The sequence below is a fragment of the Priestia sp. D51 genome (assembly GCF_053345675.1).
The window spans coordinates 923,301-939,031 of sequence record NZ_JBLTIR010000002.1 but is presented as its reverse complement, the minus strand read 5'-3'; the positions used below and the strand labels follow the sequence as shown (position 1 = coordinate 939,031).

At 40.5% G+C, this 15,731-nt stretch carries 17 protein-coding genes; 10 read left to right on the top strand and 7 right to left on the bottom strand.

Translation table 11 applies throughout. From position 1 onward, the window contains the following. Positions 1 to 47 precede the first annotated feature (47 nt). Positions 48 to 1,178, bottom strand: a complete 1,131-nt coding sequence (locus ACNHOZ_RS11775) for a GerAB/ArcD/ProY family transporter (protein ID WP_255902013.1) — start codon at positions 1,176 to 1,178, stop codon at positions 48 to 50. Between the two features lie 160 nt (positions 1,179 to 1,338). Here ACNHOZ_RS11775 and ACNHOZ_RS11770 point away from each other — a divergent pair, with 160 nt between their 5' ends. The 5 genes from ACNHOZ_RS11770 to ACNHOZ_RS11750 all read left to right on the top strand — a co-directional run bounded on the left by ACNHOZ_RS11770 (position 1,339) and on the right by ACNHOZ_RS11750 (position 5,945). Then, positions 1,339 to 1,824 (top strand): DUF2306 domain-containing protein, encoded by a 486-nt coding sequence (locus ACNHOZ_RS11770; protein WP_255902011.1) that lies wholly within the window; start codon positions 1,339 to 1,341, stop codon positions 1,822 to 1,824. A gap of 81 nt (positions 1,825 to 1,905) precedes the next feature. Beyond that, the gene (locus ACNHOZ_RS11765; RefSeq protein WP_255902010.1) at positions 1,906 to 2,388 is read left to right on the top strand and encodes a GNAT family N-acetyltransferase; all 483 of its coding nucleotides are present in this window, start codon (positions 1,906 to 1,908) and stop codon (positions 2,386 to 2,388) included. A 2-nt stretch (positions 2,389 to 2,390) separates the two neighbouring features. Beyond that, a complete protein-coding gene (locus ACNHOZ_RS11760; RefSeq protein ID WP_255902009.1) occupies positions 2,391 to 3,470 on the top strand; it encodes a DNA alkylation repair protein in 1,080 nt (359 codons plus the stop codon). Positions 3,471 to 3,513: 43 nt separating this feature from the next. Further along, positions 3,514 to 3,708, top strand: a complete 195-nt coding sequence (locus tag ACNHOZ_RS11755; protein WP_447697127.1) for a hypothetical protein — start codon at positions 3,514 to 3,516, stop codon at positions 3,706 to 3,708. Positions 3,709 to 4,289: 581 nt separating this feature from the next. Then, positions 4,290 to 5,945, top strand: a complete 1,656-nt coding sequence (locus ACNHOZ_RS11750; RefSeq protein ID WP_255902008.1) for a M14 family metallopeptidase — start codon at positions 4,290 to 4,292, stop codon at positions 5,943 to 5,945. Between the two features lie 22 nt (positions 5,946 to 5,967). Here ACNHOZ_RS11750 and ACNHOZ_RS11745 read toward each other — a convergent pair whose 3' ends face one another. Further along, complete coding sequence (locus ACNHOZ_RS11745; protein ID WP_141483553.1) at positions 5,968 to 6,123, bottom strand: intracellular growth attenuator family protein; 156 nt, start codon at positions 6,121 to 6,123, stop codon at positions 5,968 to 5,970. 81 nt (positions 6,124 to 6,204) lie between these two features. Further along, positions 6,205 to 6,543 (bottom strand): general stress protein, encoded by a 339-nt coding sequence (locus ACNHOZ_RS11740; RefSeq protein ID WP_063247478.1) that lies wholly within the window; start codon positions 6,541 to 6,543, stop codon positions 6,205 to 6,207. Positions 6,544 to 6,765: 222 nt separating this feature from the next. Here ACNHOZ_RS11740 and ACNHOZ_RS11735 point away from each other — a divergent pair, with 222 nt between their 5' ends. Further along, positions 6,766 to 7,635, top strand: a complete 870-nt coding sequence (locus ACNHOZ_RS11735) for an SDR family oxidoreductase (protein ID WP_047750323.1) — start codon at positions 6,766 to 6,768, stop codon at positions 7,633 to 7,635. A 32-nt stretch (positions 7,636 to 7,667) separates the two neighbouring features. Continuing rightward, positions 7,668 to 7,892 carry a hypothetical protein gene (locus ACNHOZ_RS11730; RefSeq protein ID WP_028414694.1) on the top strand — a complete coding sequence of 75 codons (225 nt, stop codon included), beginning with the start codon at positions 7,668 to 7,670 and terminating at the stop codon, positions 7,890 to 7,892. 42 nt (positions 7,893 to 7,934) lie between these two features. On the opposite strand, the gene ACNHOZ_RS11725 is transcribed toward ACNHOZ_RS11730, so the two are convergent. Beyond that, entirely contained in the window at positions 7,935 to 8,792 is an 858-nt protein-coding gene (locus ACNHOZ_RS11725) for an STAS domain-containing protein (RefSeq protein WP_255902007.1), read from the bottom strand. 165 nt (positions 8,793 to 8,957) lie between these two features. On the opposite strand from ACNHOZ_RS11725, the gene ACNHOZ_RS11720 reads away from it, so the two are divergent. Further along, positions 8,958 to 9,899: a magnesium transporter CorA family protein gene (locus ACNHOZ_RS11720; RefSeq protein ID WP_048019434.1), complete on the top strand. Its 942-nt coding sequence runs from the start codon at positions 8,958 to 8,960 to the stop codon at positions 9,897 to 9,899. Between the two features lie 199 nt (positions 9,900 to 10,098). Here ACNHOZ_RS11720 and ACNHOZ_RS11715 read toward each other — a convergent pair whose 3' ends face one another. From ACNHOZ_RS11715 to ACNHOZ_RS11705, 3 genes are all read right to left on the bottom strand, one after another. Next, positions 10,099 to 10,401, bottom strand: a complete 303-nt coding sequence (locus tag ACNHOZ_RS11715) for a hypothetical protein (RefSeq protein ID WP_205689803.1) — start codon at positions 10,399 to 10,401, stop codon at positions 10,099 to 10,101. 17 nt (positions 10,402 to 10,418) lie between these two features. After that, on the bottom strand, positions 10,419 to 10,721 hold the full coding sequence (locus tag ACNHOZ_RS11710; protein WP_048019436.1) for a hypothetical protein: 303 nt from the start codon (positions 10,719 to 10,721) through the stop codon (positions 10,419 to 10,421). Positions 10,722 to 10,854: 133 nt separating this feature from the next. Further along, complete coding sequence (locus tag ACNHOZ_RS11705; RefSeq protein WP_255902006.1) at positions 10,855 to 12,066, bottom strand: AGE family epimerase/isomerase; 1,212 nt, start codon at positions 12,064 to 12,066, stop codon at positions 10,855 to 10,857. A 347-nt stretch (positions 12,067 to 12,413) separates the two neighbouring features. Between ACNHOZ_RS11705 and ACNHOZ_RS11700 the strand changes: the two genes are divergently transcribed. After that, positions 12,414 to 13,748, top strand: a complete 1,335-nt coding sequence (locus tag ACNHOZ_RS11700; RefSeq protein ID WP_168761075.1) for an SH3 domain-containing protein — start codon at positions 12,414 to 12,416, stop codon at positions 13,746 to 13,748. Positions 13,749 to 14,086: 338 nt separating this feature from the next. Beyond that, a complete protein-coding gene (locus tag ACNHOZ_RS11695; protein WP_063247477.1) occupies positions 14,087 to 15,730 on the top strand; it encodes a sensor domain-containing diguanylate cyclase in 1,644 nt (547 codons plus the stop codon). Position 15,731: the final 1 nt, after the last annotated feature.

Genomic DNA, 15,731 nt, shown 5'->3' with positions numbered 1-15,731 from the left:
ATATTGTATAATTTTAGGAGATTAAATCCAATAGAGAAATGGACATACTATGAATTTTCTGCGGTATTTTTTACAGGGACGGACTGTGTTTTTTTTCGATTTCTTAAAAATGCGATCACGAGTAAAAAAGCAGGAATGACAATTTGAAACGGAAGATGTAAAGTGAACGGAATAATTTTTAAACCTTCATAGACATGTTCGAAATAGTTTTGAGCAAGAGACAATGAATAAAACAAAATGACCAAGCCGATTGGAAATACAAGCGGTGACGGGTTTTTAAGCTCAAACACGTGGGAAAGGCCCAGCACAGTGGCGTAGAAAAACAGACCGATTTTAAAGAAACCGCCAGTGATTAAAGCCACCATAAAAAATACATCAAGCCGCTCTAAAAACCCTACAAATTGAATGCTTTGAACGGTGCTTAAAAGCGGAAAAGCAGACCTCGACGTTAAGGTAACGCCCAGCACACCTATATTCACAATCATTGTGATCATAAGATTAATACCGTTTAACGTGATTGCGCTGAATACAATCAGAGCGGTCTTTTTCACATTTTTTGTATACGGGAAAATCATTGCAAATACAATCACTTCACCAAAAGGAAAATAAAGCGTTTGGCTGTAGGCAACGCGAAGCACCGGAGCGATGCCTTTTTCAAGAATCGGCCGCAGGCTTGTAAAATCAATGAGGCCGGAAACAAAAATAAGAATAAAGCCAGCAACGGCGAGTACGTAAATGAAGAAAAACAGCAGTTCCGCCGAACGTGCCATTACTTCAATTCCTTGGCGAACGGTATAGATAATTCCGAGCATCAGTAAAGCGTTCACTATAAAAAGCGGCGTATCGGGATAGACGAACGTAAGAAGCATCGCGCCAAAATCGCGCAGCACCCGCGCGGCTCCATTCGCAAAATATAATATGTAAAGAAAAGCAAGTATGCGTCCCGGCACTTTTCCAATAATTTTTTCGATATACTCCGTCAGGGCTAAATCCGGATAATAGCGGTGCAAGCGAGAATACATAAAAATAAGTGCATAGCTGCTGATCATACCAACTAAAATAGCAATCCAAGCATCTTGCTTAGCGTCCATTGCTAAGCCGACCAAAAAGGCGCTGCCAATCTCAAAGAGCGTAATTAACACAAACAGCTGCCATCCGCTAATTCGAGCTTTTTCCACTGCCTATCCGCCTCCTTTTCTACAGCTAGTATGCGCTTTTTAACGTGAAGCATATGCATCATGTAAGTAAAGAGTTGGAAAGGAAATAGGGATATTTTGTTAAAAACTAAGTGCGCTAGCCGAAGATATAAGAGAGAAGTACGTAAAAGGAGAGAGCGTATTGGATTTATTTGAAGTTATATTGAGTATCCATATTGGACTCGGAATGATTTGTTTGCTTTCAGGAGCGGTGTCCATGCTAGCGGCTAAGAAAAAAGGAGGGCATACCAAATGGGGAGAAGTGTACCACGGTGTTTACGCAGCCCTAGCCGCTACAGCTATCATGTTAGCGATTTGGAAATGGAATGAAATTGCCTATTTATTTTATATTGCGGTGTTTTCATACGGATTAGCGGTATACGGGTACTTAGCACGCAAGCAAAAATGGAAGAGCTGGCTTCAGCATCATATTCGCGGGATGCTGGGGTCTTATATCGGAGCGGTTACCGCGCTGCTTGTGAATATTGGAGACAGTATTCCGCTGTTAAATATGCTTCCGCCTCTTTTTTATTGGTTTTTGCCGACGATTATTGGCAGTCCGCTTATTTACTTAGTCGGAAGACGCTATCGAAAAACTCCTTCCGTTTCTAAAAAAATATCATACTAACGAAAAAAGCCTTTTCTCTATAAAAGGCTTTTTTCTATGGCGAACATTTGTGCTATGATAGAGAAGCAAGGAGGATACAGCATGAAAGAAAATCATCAGTTTACCATACATACAGATAAAGAAAAGCTTGATATAGATGTCATCTACTCGTACCTTCATCATGAATCGTACTGGGCAAAAGGAATTCCGCTTCACCTTGTTCAAACATCTATTGAACATTCCGTTTGCTTTGGCGTATATGATGAGTGTGATAAACAAGTAGGATTTGGGCGAATTATTTCAGATTTTGCGACGTTTGCTTATTTGGCGGATGTGTTTATTCTTCCGTACGCGCGAGGCAACGGCCTTGGAAAAGCATTGGTACAAGAAATGATTCGCTATCAGCCGATTCAACACGTACGAAAAATTTTACTAGCGACAAAAGATGCTCACGGTTTGTACAGTCAGTACGGATTCAAAGAAGTCAAAAACAAGCAGCTGTTTATGCAAATTTTTAAAAAAGGCATGTACGAGCGGGCGCTTTATTCAAAGGAAGATAAAATACTGCCTGGAAAAGAGGGATAGGTATGGCTGAAGAGTTACGTAAAAGCGTATTTAATGAAGCGTTGATTACGCACTTAAGCGACACTTTTTCACGTGAAATGAGCTCATTTGATCAAAAAGCGTTTCATGAGCTGGTTTTTCAACAGGACTGGGAAGACTTAGCGCTGAAAGAGCGCATGAGAAGAATTACGCTTTCCATGCATGAAGTGCTGCCAGATGATTATGAAGAAGCGCTTCATATTTTATATAAAGCGGCTCCAACGGTAGGAGGGCTTCAAGGCACGGTTTTTCCAGATTACGTGGAACTATACGGATTAAACGATTGGGAAGCTTCCATAAAAGCACTCGCGTTTTTTACGCCGTTTTCCACATCAGAATTTGGGGTGCGTCCGTTTTTAATTCAAGATAAAAACCGAATGCTTGAACAAATGATTGAGTGGGCAGGAGATGAAAACCATCATATTCGCAGATTAGCAAGCGAAGGGAGCCGACCTAGACTTCCGTGGGGACAATCAGTACCTGCGTTAAAGCAGGATCCAAAACAAACGCTGCCGATTTTAGAGCAGTTAAAACGAGATGAATCGCTCTATGTCCGCAAAAGCGTAGCCAATCATTTAAACGATATTTCGTACATAGAAAAAGATTGGATGCTTGATGTGATGAAAAGCTGGTACGGAAAAGACGCTAAAACCGACTGGATTCTTAAACACGCGTGCCGTTCACTGCTGAAAAAAGGAGATTCTGAAGCCCTGTCTCTTTTTGGCTATGGAGATGACCCAGGCGTAATTGTCACAGGTCTTGGCTTACATCCACATACGATTACAATCGGTGATAGCATTGACTTTTCATTTGAGCTATCCGTGGAAAAAACCATGCCGCTTCGCATAGAGTATGGAATTCATTACGTAAAAGCAAAAGGAAACCGCACTCAAAAGGTGTTTATGCTAAAAAATGTTCAAGCAAAAGCAGGCCAAACGCTTACCGTCATAAAAAAGCATGCATTTAAAGATTTAAGTACAAGAAAACATTACAGCGGTACGCATACGCTTTCTGTTATTGTAAACGGAGTAGTAAAAGCAGAAGCGGACTTTGTGATAGAGTAGCTCTTTCCTTATGGAGAGAGTTTTTATTGAAGAGTTTAACTATATGAAAAAAGGAAAGGTCGATGTGCACTACGATCTGGGCGCGACTGTTAAAAACAAAGAAATGCCTCTCGCTCCGTCCGATCAGAAATTAAAAAACCTCCAAAAGGTGGCGAGGTATGGAAAGCTCGTCATTACAAGAAATAACAAAGAAATTGGTCGATATGATTTAGAGACGTTAGAATCTGTAAAGAAATGATCAATAGCTGCATGGAGTATGTGCAGCTAAATTACGGACAGTCGGGGCTCAATGAAGGGCTAAAGTTTATAGCAGTTCATACATAAAAGAGAGGCTGGACCAAATGTATTTTAGCCGAAGGGAAAAATGAATCATTGATCAACATGTTTGATTAGTGGTTCGTTTTTTTGTTAGGGTGAACATAGATTTCATTTGTTTAGTTGCTTCTAGCTGTTGCTTGGAGGGTAAGGTGAAGACTCCTGCGGGAAAAGCGGGACAGGTGAGACCCCGCAGGAGCGCAAGCGACGAGGAGGCTCATCGGCCGCCCGCGGAAAGCGAAGCCTTGCACGGAAATCAACTGCAGTTGAACAAGAAGTCCGAATTGTTAATCCAGATTATTTGTCTTCAGATTGAATTGATTCTGCTATGTCTCAATCCTTTTTTTATATAAATGCACTCATTTGATACATTAAAAATAGTCAAAAAGGTTCAGCTCCCTTATCTTGAAGTTATTTCCTTAAACGGTATAATTATTTATGTAACATTTTAAATATTTTAAAAATTTAAAATGTCTAATCAAGGGGATGGGGAGGAGTAAATGAATGAAAAAAACTGTAAAACGAACGGCCGTGCCGGCGATTTTGTCAATTGGATTATTGTTGTCGCCGCTTGCGGTACAAGCTGAGATGCCTTACTACGGAAAAGACTACAGTCAGCCGGAAAAAATTAAAGCGCTTTATCCAGAAATAAAGGTGGATGAAGCAACGCCGGCATTTCTGAAAGGGCAAGACGCATTTACGACTCAAGAAGAAATGATGAGCTATGTTCAAACGCTTGCTCGTAAAAGTCCGTACGTAAAGCTAAAGATTATCGGTAAATCACAGCAAGGGCGAGACATTCCGGCTCTATATTTTTCAAAGGAAAAGAAGTTTGCCGATGGGAAGACATCTAAAAAGCCAACGATTTGGCTTCAAAGTCAAATTCATGGTAATGAACCGGCAAGCGGTGAATCCGTACTCGCCGTTGCAACGCGTTTGACACAAGACTTTGGAAAAGATGTGTTAAATAAAGTCAACATTGTCATTGTGCCGCGCATTAATCCTGACGGATCTTATGCATTTAAACGTCAGCTAGCAAATAATTTAGACGGAAACCGCGACTACATAAAGCTTGAAAGCCCGGAAGTACAGAGCGTACGAGCTGAATTTAACCGTTTTTCACCAGAAGTCGTCATCGACGCTCATGAATATACGCCTTACAGCAGCGGATTTAAAAATATCGGTAAAGAAGGCGTGTGGAAGTATCACGATATTTTACTGCAGTCCGGTCGAAACTTAAATATTCCGCAGAACATTCGCGACGTGTCGGATGAGCTTTTTGTGAACAGTACGCTTACAGCCATTGAAAAGCAAGGATATTCAGGAGAAGTATACTATACGTCTCAAGTGAATAAACAAGGACAGCTGGAAGTAGAAGAAGGCTCAGTTGAACCGCGAATCGGGCGAAACTCACTAGGCTTGTATCCATCGTTTTCATTTTTAGTCGAAAGCAGAGGAATTGGCATTGGTCGAGAAGATTTTCCTCGGCGAGTGAGTGCGCAAATTGCTACACAAGAAAAGCTGATTACACAAACAGCCAATCACGCCAAACAAATTAAAGCGCTGATTGCCAAAGAAAAAGCGGCGCTTGTCAAAAAAGGAAAAAATGCAAATGATCATGATCCAATTGTGGTGAACAGTGAAAATAAAAAAATACCAAACTCTACGTTAGAAATGGTCGATGTAGAAAGCGCGTCTGTTAAAGAAATTCCTGTGACGTACTACAGTGCAAAGAAAGCAACACCGACGCTTGTCCGCGAACGTCCGACTGCTTACCTTTTAAAACCGGGACATGAAGAGTTAGCAGAAAAACTGAAGGGACAAGGCGTAAAAGGCTTCAAGTTAACGAAAGAAACGGCTCTTTCAGTAGAAGCGTATAATGTCAGCAGCCGCATTGAAAATGAAGTCTACGAAAATAAACCAAATGTGGACGTGCAAACAATCGTCAAGTCAAAAACGGTGACGTTCCCAAAAGGAAGCTACGTCTTTTTAACGTCTCAGCCGCAAAACAATTTATTGTCTCTATCGCTTGAGCCAGAATCTGTGGACAGCTTCACAACGTTTGGTTATTTGCCTTCAGAAGTAGGACAAGAACTTGATGTTTACCGGTTTACGCGTTCCATTGAAAAATCGCCTTTGCAAAAAGAATCCCGTAAATAATGAAAAAGCGTGGAGCTTGGCTTCACGCTTTTTCATTATGATCACGTGACTGCTGTCGGTTTTTTCTTCTTCTAGAAAAGAAATAAATAAAAAAGCCGGCTAATACAAGAAGTGTAATAAGAAGAATACTAGTAGGAAAGTAAAGAGAGCCTATCTGAATGCCCAAGTAGTTTAACATTATCATAACTTCCTTTCTTGATAAAAAATGGTTTATTTTACTAAATACCCTTATAAGCTAATAGAAAACGTTTCAGCTGTTTTAGTAGGGAATGAATTGACTCTGTGCGCCAACAACCACGACATGACCTTGTCTCATCTCTTCTATATACCGGTTTGCCTCCCTGTTAGATAAGCCGAGTGAAGCCATCTTTGAAAGAAGCTCATCTTCTCTTGAAAGAAGCATATTGACCGCCGTTTCAAAAATACCTTGCTCTGCCATTCTGTACTTTTTTGTATGTGTTGCCTCCGTTAAATGCTGAGCCCATTCTTTATCGTAGGCCAGCAGATAAATCTCTTTGCTTGTAAATCCTTTCTTTAAAAAAGAACGGATGACGCAGACTGCCTCCTCTTGGTTTTCTGCTACTTGAATGTGTTTCATACACGAACCAAACCTCCTGATAAAAGATATTTCCGAAATACATCTTCTACTCATCATGTAGCCTTTGTTTCCAACTTTAAACTTGTTTTCTATGAATTTTCTCAGATAGTAAAAGAGAATAGAAACATCATAAATTTTCAAAAAAAGATGTTTGAACTTCAAAACAGAAGGCTAAACCTAGACTATACTAAAAAGTTCCATCAAAAATAGGAGGAGATTAAAATGAATTTACAAGATCAACAAACACAAGGCCAGCCCGAGCAAACGCAAGACCGCCAGCCGGGTATCGAAAGTGAGATGAATCCTCTCCCTATTTATGAGGATGACAATTACATTGGTACAGGAAAATTAAAAGGAAAAGTAGCGCTGGTTACCGGAGGAGACAGCGGAATTGGACGAGCTGTATCCATTGCTTATGCGAAAGAAGGAGCGGACGTAGCCATCGTTTACTTAAACGAACATAGCGACGCCGAGGAAACAAAAGCCCGCATTGAAGAAGAAGGTGTAAGATGCTTGCTGATTGCAGGAGACGTAGGAGACGAATCATTCTGTAACGAAGCGGTAGAAAAAACGGTGAGTGAGCTTGGAAAGCTTGATATCCTTGTGAACAATGCAGGAGAGCAGCATCCAAAAGAAAGCATTAAAGAAATTACGAGTGAACAGCTTGAACGAACGTTCAAAACGAACTTTTATTCATACTTTTATTTTACGAAAAAAGCGCTTGATTATTTAGGAAAAGGCAGTGCCATCATTAATACAACGTCCATTAATCCTTACCGCGGGAATCCTCAGCTGATCGATTATACGGCGACAAAAGGTGCAATCAACGGCTTTACGCGCAGTATGGCGCAAGCGCTTGTCAAAGATGGTATTCGCGTGAACGGCGTAGCGCCGGGACCAATCTGGACACCGCTTATTCCGTCTACTTTCTCAGGCGATAAAGTAGGAGAATTCGGTACAGATACACCAATGGGCAGACCTGGACATCCTGTGGAGCACGTGGGCTGTTATGTGCTGCTAGCTTCAAATGATTCATCTTATATGACGGGTCAAACGCTTCATGTCAACGGCGGAGATTTCATGAACACATAATTGCTTCACCTATTATAAAGGAGGAGAAAACGATGGGAGAGCGCCAGAAAAGATCTATTTCAAATACACCAAAAAAACGAGATGAAACGGAGCAGCGTGTAACAGATCAAGACGAAACGTTGTTTGAACGTTTTAAAGAAGAAGAAACAGTGGATCCTATGCCAATGGAAGATATAAGACTTGAACAAAAAGAAGAGAAAAATAAAACGAAAACAAAAGATGAATCGGGTTCTGAAAACATTCATCATCGAAAATAAAAAACAGCCTTCTCGGGCTGTTTTTTTATCTGTGTTTCTATATTAATGAGCATTAGAAGCAATGATAATTTTTGAATCATCTTCTAATGCCTGAGCAAGATTCGATTTAATTCGTATATGGTCAAAACTTAAACCAAGCTGCATCGCAGTAGTAGCTAATTCAGGACGAATGCCCGATAAAATCGATTTAACGCCAATTAAATCAAGCGCATTTATCAGCTGAAACAGCTCGTGCGCGACCATTGTATCAATCATCACCACGCCTGACAAATCAATATACAAATGAGAGATTTGCTTCTCGGCACACTGTTTTAACGTGCTTTCTAGGATCATTTTGGCTCTTGCCGTATCAATATCGCCGACTAATGGTAAAAGAGCCACGTCTTTTTTAATCACAATAACAGGTGAACTTAATTCATGAATCATTTCCTGCTGAGAGCGAAGGCGGTTTGAGGCATATTCCTGCGCTTCTGTGATGAATTTCAAAATAATAATATCAAATACCCGTACTACTTTTTCATTCCACATATCGATATGCTGCTGAGTGATGTCATCATGAAGTTCTGCAAATCGGCGAATATACTCGCAGTATTGTTTGCGGACGTTCATAAATTCTTTAATAATACTTTGAATGGGGGTTCTGAGATGCTGTTGGTCTTTGGCAACTTTATTTAGCCACGTGTTAAAAGATTCAAAAAAGCTTTTTTCATCTTCTATAAAGACGTTGCTAATATATAAATGAAATTCATAGTTTTGCGCTTTTAAGCGTTGAATGACGTCAGGGTCATTAGAGGTATATACGCCTTCAGAAGATGTTTTATCCAAAGATTCATACCATTCTTCCGTCATAGTTGGTGCGCTTTCTAGCAGATAAGAACGTAAAGCGATATCTTTCTTCACTGTTATTCTCCTCTCAAACTGATAAAACATGCGCAGGTGCGCAACGTATTTATTATAGCATCTTTTTTATAAAGATGGATATGAAATGTATGTTTATTTTGCGTGTGAGGTTTTAAGTGATTGTATATAGGGAAAAATTTTAATAAAAGGGGAAAGAGGGAAAGTATGAATACCGTGACGAGCGATCAGTGGAAATGGTATCAGTTTGATTTAGAAGAAGCCGATGGAATAGCTGATATAATCAAAGACTATCAGTATCCAAGAGATGAATGGTTTTGCCATCAGCTTCAAAAGAAAAACTCTAATCATATTCAAGTAGATGTAATAGGAGAAAGTGAGCTCATTTATGGTTCACTCATTTATCATAAGAAGTCATTTGATCAAAGGGATTACGATTCGTTTCATTTTTATATTACCGAGGAGTTTATTATAACCGCGGGACTGGATTTGAAAATCCTCGAACAAACCAACCATGAACGAATGATTGAACGCATGAAGCAGTCTGCTAATACGGCGGAAAGTTTTTTTATTCTTTTAGGTGAAATTATGAAAAAGCACTTAAATGGGTTTGATCAGTTTGAAAGTCATTTCAGAGAGCTTCTGTGGGAAGTGCGCCATAATAATAACATCGACGTGTTAGATGACATTCATAAAGCGCGCTATGACCTGCTTATATGGACAAATTTAATCAGTTCTGTTCGAGAAGTTACCATGGGAATCGAAGAAGCGTTTCATAAAAAAATTAACCAAACGATTCAATATCAGCGGATGTGTAAAAAAATAGAAATTGGCCTCACGCTAATTGAACAATATCAAAAAGAATTTGACGCGTTAATTAAATTAGAAGAAGTTGTGTCTACTCACAGAGGAAATGAGATTATGAAAGCTTTAACGCTGCTGACAGCCATCAGTACGCCTTTAACGGCTTTTGGAGCCCTTTGGGGAATGAACTTTAAAGGGATGCCGGAGCTTGATTTGAAGTTTGGCTATATCTATGCACTCATTTTAATTGTGCTTTCGACCATTGCCATTTATCTCTATTTACGAATGAAAGGGTGGACGGGCGATCTCTTAAAAGGAAGAAAAAAGAACTCATTTTTTAAATAAGCTTTAATAAAAGAGGTTGAGACATAACTAAATGAATCCAACCTAAAGACGAACAAATGAGATACATGAGCTGGACTGCTAGAAGGAACAAAACAGATCAAACTATATTCACCATCACAAAAAAACGAACCACTCATCAAATATATTAATGAGTGGTTCGTTTTTCACTTGGGCTAAATCTCAGCCTCTTTGTTGTTTGTTATCCTCGCCTCCACGTCGTAGGCTCACCTGAACGAAGGCATCTTGGGAATAAATCGTTTTCTTTCAGCTTTACTTGATTGCCGTTTTCGTCGGTATAGCGCCCAGTTTGCGGAACCACTTCTCCGGTTGAAAAGGCGTCATCTACGGGCTTCCACGTCGTTGATTCACGTGTGTGCGGGCAAGGTGTAAAAAGATCATCTTTTTGAAAGAGTTTAATTTCACCTTCCGCACAAATGTAAGCGCCCGATTCTGGTACAGCTTCACTCGTTCGATAAATGTTCTGTACGGTCTTCACACGCATCCAACCTTTCTTTTTGATTAGTTGTATTTTAATGTTCCTGTCGTGGCGTCCATGTACGTGCGGTCTTCTATAATATCCGAGTCGTCTAGCTTTCTAAAAGGAGCGCAGTAGCAGACAACACCCGTCTCGATTTCAATTTCTTGAAATCCGTATGCACGGCAAAGGTATTCGCCGACCTCGCTTGGAGCTGGATGCGTATCAAGCTCATCTAACGCTTCATTAAACATCTCTAAAAATTCTTTTTTTGAAAATTTTTTCTCATGATGCAGTGTTACTGGATCTCCAGAATCTGTTCCTTGTGCTAACGCGTAAAAATACATCGCCCTCACTCCTTACATATATATAGTCGTGCTTTTGCTGAAATGTAGAAACATTGATTGTTAGTAAGTAAATTCCCTTAAATAAACAAAATAAACGCATCTGGAAGAAAACGGTTTCTTTATGATTATAATCTTAGAGAGAATTCAGTGCTATCAGCGTTTGATAGCAAGCAGCCACAGGGTGATAATCGGCTTTAGGAGCCGGGCTTTTTTTCGAGTTATAGCGTTCGTTTTGTTGATTTAACAGCTGATACCAGCCTCCATATGTGTGATCGATAAAGTGTTTCTGACAGTAAGAGAACAGGGCGTCGTATGCTTTCCAATATCCGCTGTCTCCGGTTTTTACCCCGAGCAGTGAAGCCGCAGAAATGGCTTCGGCCATCACCCAGTAGTTTTTATCGGGGTCAATGACCTCTTCTTGAGGAGACAGCGCAAAGTAAAGACCTCCGTACTTAGCATCCCAGCCTCTGTTCCATCCCTTATCAAACAAATACTTTGCACGTTCTGTCATCCAGTTTTCCGAACGGTGCCGATCAAGCCATAAAAGCAGTTTGCTCCATTCAAACTGATGTCCTGGTATAAAGCCGTACGGACGAAATTCATCTTTTGTATTGTTTTTATTGTAGTCCCAATCCGGCTGCCAGTCTGTATCATAATGCTCCCAAATCATGCCGCCAGATCGTTCAGCAAGCTGCTGAGTAACGCCTTTTGCAAGCGCGTATGCCCGGTCTACGTATTTTTTATCTCTTGTTGCTTCAAAGGCAGAAAGCATCGCTTCACACATATGCATGTTTGCATTTTGGCCGCGATATAAAGAAGAAGCTGACCACGATGCGTCCCATTCGTCTCGGTAAAAGCCGTGCGCATCTTCCCAAAAGTACTTTTCCATCACGTCATAGACCTGTTCAATTGTTTCTTTTGCTTCTAAAATGCCGGCTTGGTACGCGATGGAAGAAGCTAAAAGAGCAAAAGCGTGGCCATATGTTTGTTTAGAATCATCTTTGACTTCTCCGTCATCGGCTATTTCAAAAAAATACCCGCCGTTCTCTCTATCATAATGGTTGTTTTGTAGAAAACGAATGCCGTGCTGAGCTGCTTCTTTGCACCAATCCGGTCCGTCTAAAAGAGCCCCTACACTGAAGATATAAATAAAGCGCGCCGTACTTACTAAGTGCTTTGAATGCGTGTTGTTGACGGTGCCGTCGTCGTAGTATTCATGGATATACCCGCCGTTTTTTTGGTCAATACAAGCGGGGTAGTAGAAATGAAGCGTATCAAAAATATGCTGTTTTAATGTGTGAGGTTTTCGAAACGCAGTTGAGGAAAAATCCGTTGCCGGGTTCATTTTATCACCATCTCAATCTTTGTTTTTAATTGTTTTTTACCCTAAGCCATTGGTAGTAAACGTAAGGGTTTTTTTGCTGTTTTTGCTCTATTATTCTATTTTTGTTGAAAATGTATCAGTTTGGAAACAAGTTTGAAATATTTTGATATACTTTTGACACGATTATCCGGTATTCTAAAAGTACGTGCTAGCTGGAACGAACAAATGTACAGAGCCTCTAGACGTCAAATGATTTTATTTAGTGTGGCTAGTTTAAGATTGAGCTTAAACATCGGATCCTGTTTTCACTTAATCTATTAAACTGGCAACATGTATTTCTATTATATTTTGCAAATGAGGTATAAAAAATGACAGAAGTGAACAAACAAAGATTTTACAAAAAATTAGCGGTAACAGGTCTTGCTTTTACACTTGTAGGAGCTGGAACTCTAGGTCTTCATTCCTTACATTTTACGGGTGAGCCAACTGTCGCAAGCGCAGCAGCGGAAACCTATACAACCACGGCGAATTTAAATATTCGAAGCGGTCCATCGACTTCCAACGCGATTATTGCGACAGTTAAACAAGGCACACAGCTAACGGTAGTTGGACAAGCAGCAAGCGGCTGGCTGAAAGTAAGCTATCAAGGCAAAACGGGCTACGTAAGCAGTGAGTATGTTAAAAAGTCAGGGAGTTCAACGACTAAAACTTATGTAACAACGGCAAATTTAAATATTCGAAGCGCTCCATCGACGTCAAGCACGATTGTTGTAATGGTCAAACAAGGCACGCAGCTAACGTCGACAGCACAAGCAGCGAACGGCTGGCTAAAAGTAAGCTATCAAGGCAAAACGGGTTACGTGAGCACGCAGTACGTAAAAGAATCAACGGGTTCTTCTGAACCGGCTCCAGCTCCAGCTCCGGAGGCTTCTGTCTATGTGGCAACGGCGAATTTAAATGTTCGAACAGCTGCTTCAACTTCTGGTGCGGTTATGGCAACACTGAAAGCCGGCACACAGCTCGACGTAACGGCTAAAGCAGCAAACGGCTGGCTAAAAATTACGTATCAAGGGAAGGTTGGCTATGTAAGCGGTCAATACGTACGAGCATTAGCTGGGATGAAAGTGGTTTCGAACCCTGAAAGTATACAAGTTGTTGTGAATAAACAAAACAAGCTTCCGGAAAACTACGTTCCGAAAGATTTAGTATATACAACGATTCCGTTTACATTCAAAGAACAAACGGAAAAGAAAAAAATGCGCAGTGAAGCAGCCGCTGCTATTGCACAGTTATTTGCGGGTGCGAAAAAACAAGGCGTTACGCTTCTTGGCGTATCAGCTTACCGTTCACATGCAACGCAAAGCGCGCTTTTTAGTTCGTATGTTCAACGAGACGGTTATGATAAAGCGGCAACTTATAGCGCACTGCCAGGCACGAGTGAACATGAAACAGGTCTTGGAATTGATGTAACAAAAGGAGACGGCACATGTGCTGCTCAAGACTGCTTTGGCGGAACAAAAGAAGCAGGTTGGCTCGATGCCCACGCAGCAGAATACGGATTTATTATTCGCTATCCAAAAGGGAAAGACGCGGTAACGGGCTATAAATATGAGCCGTGGCATTTGCGCTATGTAGGCAAACCAGTGGCGCAGGCGATTAAGAGTAAAGGCATTACTCTTGAAGAATATTACGGAATTAAATAGGTTTAAAAAAGAGGCTGGAATAAAAGTAGCTTAGTTGACGGAAGATCCGAACGCGTTTGATTTAGAATCAAACGCGTTCGGATCTTTTTATTGTTGTGGTAAAGATAGCTTTCATGTATGTAGGTGCTTCTAGTGGTTTGTTATGCCTCAATTTCTTTTATTTTTGTTCATCATGTTTACCCTTCTTGTGAAGGAGGGTAGGTAATGATACAAAAGAACTACTGTTTGTACATTTAAAGTTGAGTTTGTGTGTGAAAAGATCTAGTGTGTATTTCATACAGAAGTGTAAAGTACAGGGGGCGTTCATCTGTGAAAAAACGAAGGAGATGCATCCTATCATGTTGAAAGATCATATGTTTGAATTTTATTTTGATCAAATGAATGAGCTGGTTTTTTTGGCGGAAGTAAAGAACCAACATCTTTATTATAAAAAAATGAATAAAGCGGCTGCTAAGCTTGTACGGTACCAAGGAGAAGTGGGCATGCGGCTAGAAAGCGTACTCTCTGAGCGGGCGTATCACTCTCTTTACCCTTACTATATAAAAGCGGTGGAAACAAAAAAGCCAGTTACCTACCATGACATAAATACCTTCTCAGATGAAGCTGAAGCGTTTGAAACAACGCTTACCCCCATTTTTAATGATACCGACAATAGTACGCACCTATTAGTGATGAGTAAAAATATCCAAAAGTTAAAAAAAGATTTAGCCCAAAGTATGGAGCGGTATAAGTCGCTTTTTATGAACCATGAAAACGCCATATGTATGATGGATCTAAGCGGTAAAATTGTTCAAGCAAATCCTGCCTGTGAGCAAATGTTCGGCTACGATACGCAAGAGATCATCAATAGTTCTTACATGCAGCTTCTAGAAGAGCTGAAGATTGATGTTCGTGCTTTGCCTCTGCATCACATCATATACGACCAAAGCTACAGCAAAGAAATCCAAGCGTGGCACAAAGAAAAAGGAATGATTTATTTATATGTTACAAACGTGCCCATAATTGTGGAAAATGAATGGATGGGTATTTACTTGATTGCTCAGGACGTTACAAAGGAAAAGACAGCTGAAATAAAGCTGGAAAACACGGTGAAAGATTTAGCAAACATGAAGTATGCCCTTGATGAGTCCGCAATCGTAAGCGTCCTGGATCCATATGGAACGATTAGGTATGTCAATGATATGTTCTGTACGATATTTGGCTATGAAAAAGAAGAGCTAATCGGACAATCATACAAGTTATTTGATGTAAGCTATGATCTTCGGGTTCTTGAAAGTATTGGCCAAGGAAAGGTTTGGAGAGGGCAAGTCAAAAGCATAACAAAAGAAGGCGTTATCGTGTGGAGCCATAAGACCATTGTTCCGCTTACCGATATTCATCACCGAATCTCAAGCTACGTGCTGATTCAAACTGATATTACTGCGCAAAAAAAACTAGAAAATCAGCTGAAGTTTAAGGCGTTTCATGACAGTTTGACGGGGGTGCCGAATCGAATGATGCTGCAAAAACAAGTGCAGGCTGCGATCGAGCAAAAGGAAAGATTTGGCCTGCTGTTTTTAGACTGTGATAATTTTAAAGAAGTGAACGATCAATTTGGTCATGATATTGGCGATGCATTTTTAATCCAGTACGCACATCGCTTAACGTCTTGCATTCGCACATGTGACGAAGTGTATCGCCTCGGAGGGGATGAATTTGTTATTTTGCTTCGGCACATTGAAAGGAGCGAGGAAATCCAGCAGATCATGGAACGAATTCACCGAGAGCTTCAAAAAGAATGGAGTATTGAATCCTGCATCTTTACAGCTACATCGACCATTGGAGCCGCTTATTATCCAGAAAACGGAGAATCGTTTCAAGAGCTGTTAAAACAGGCGGATCAAGCGCTGTACGAAGGAAAACGACAGGGGAAAAATAACGTAAATTTCTATAAAAAAAACCAATCTGTAGCCGATTCTATAGATAAAGAAAGTACTGTCTAAT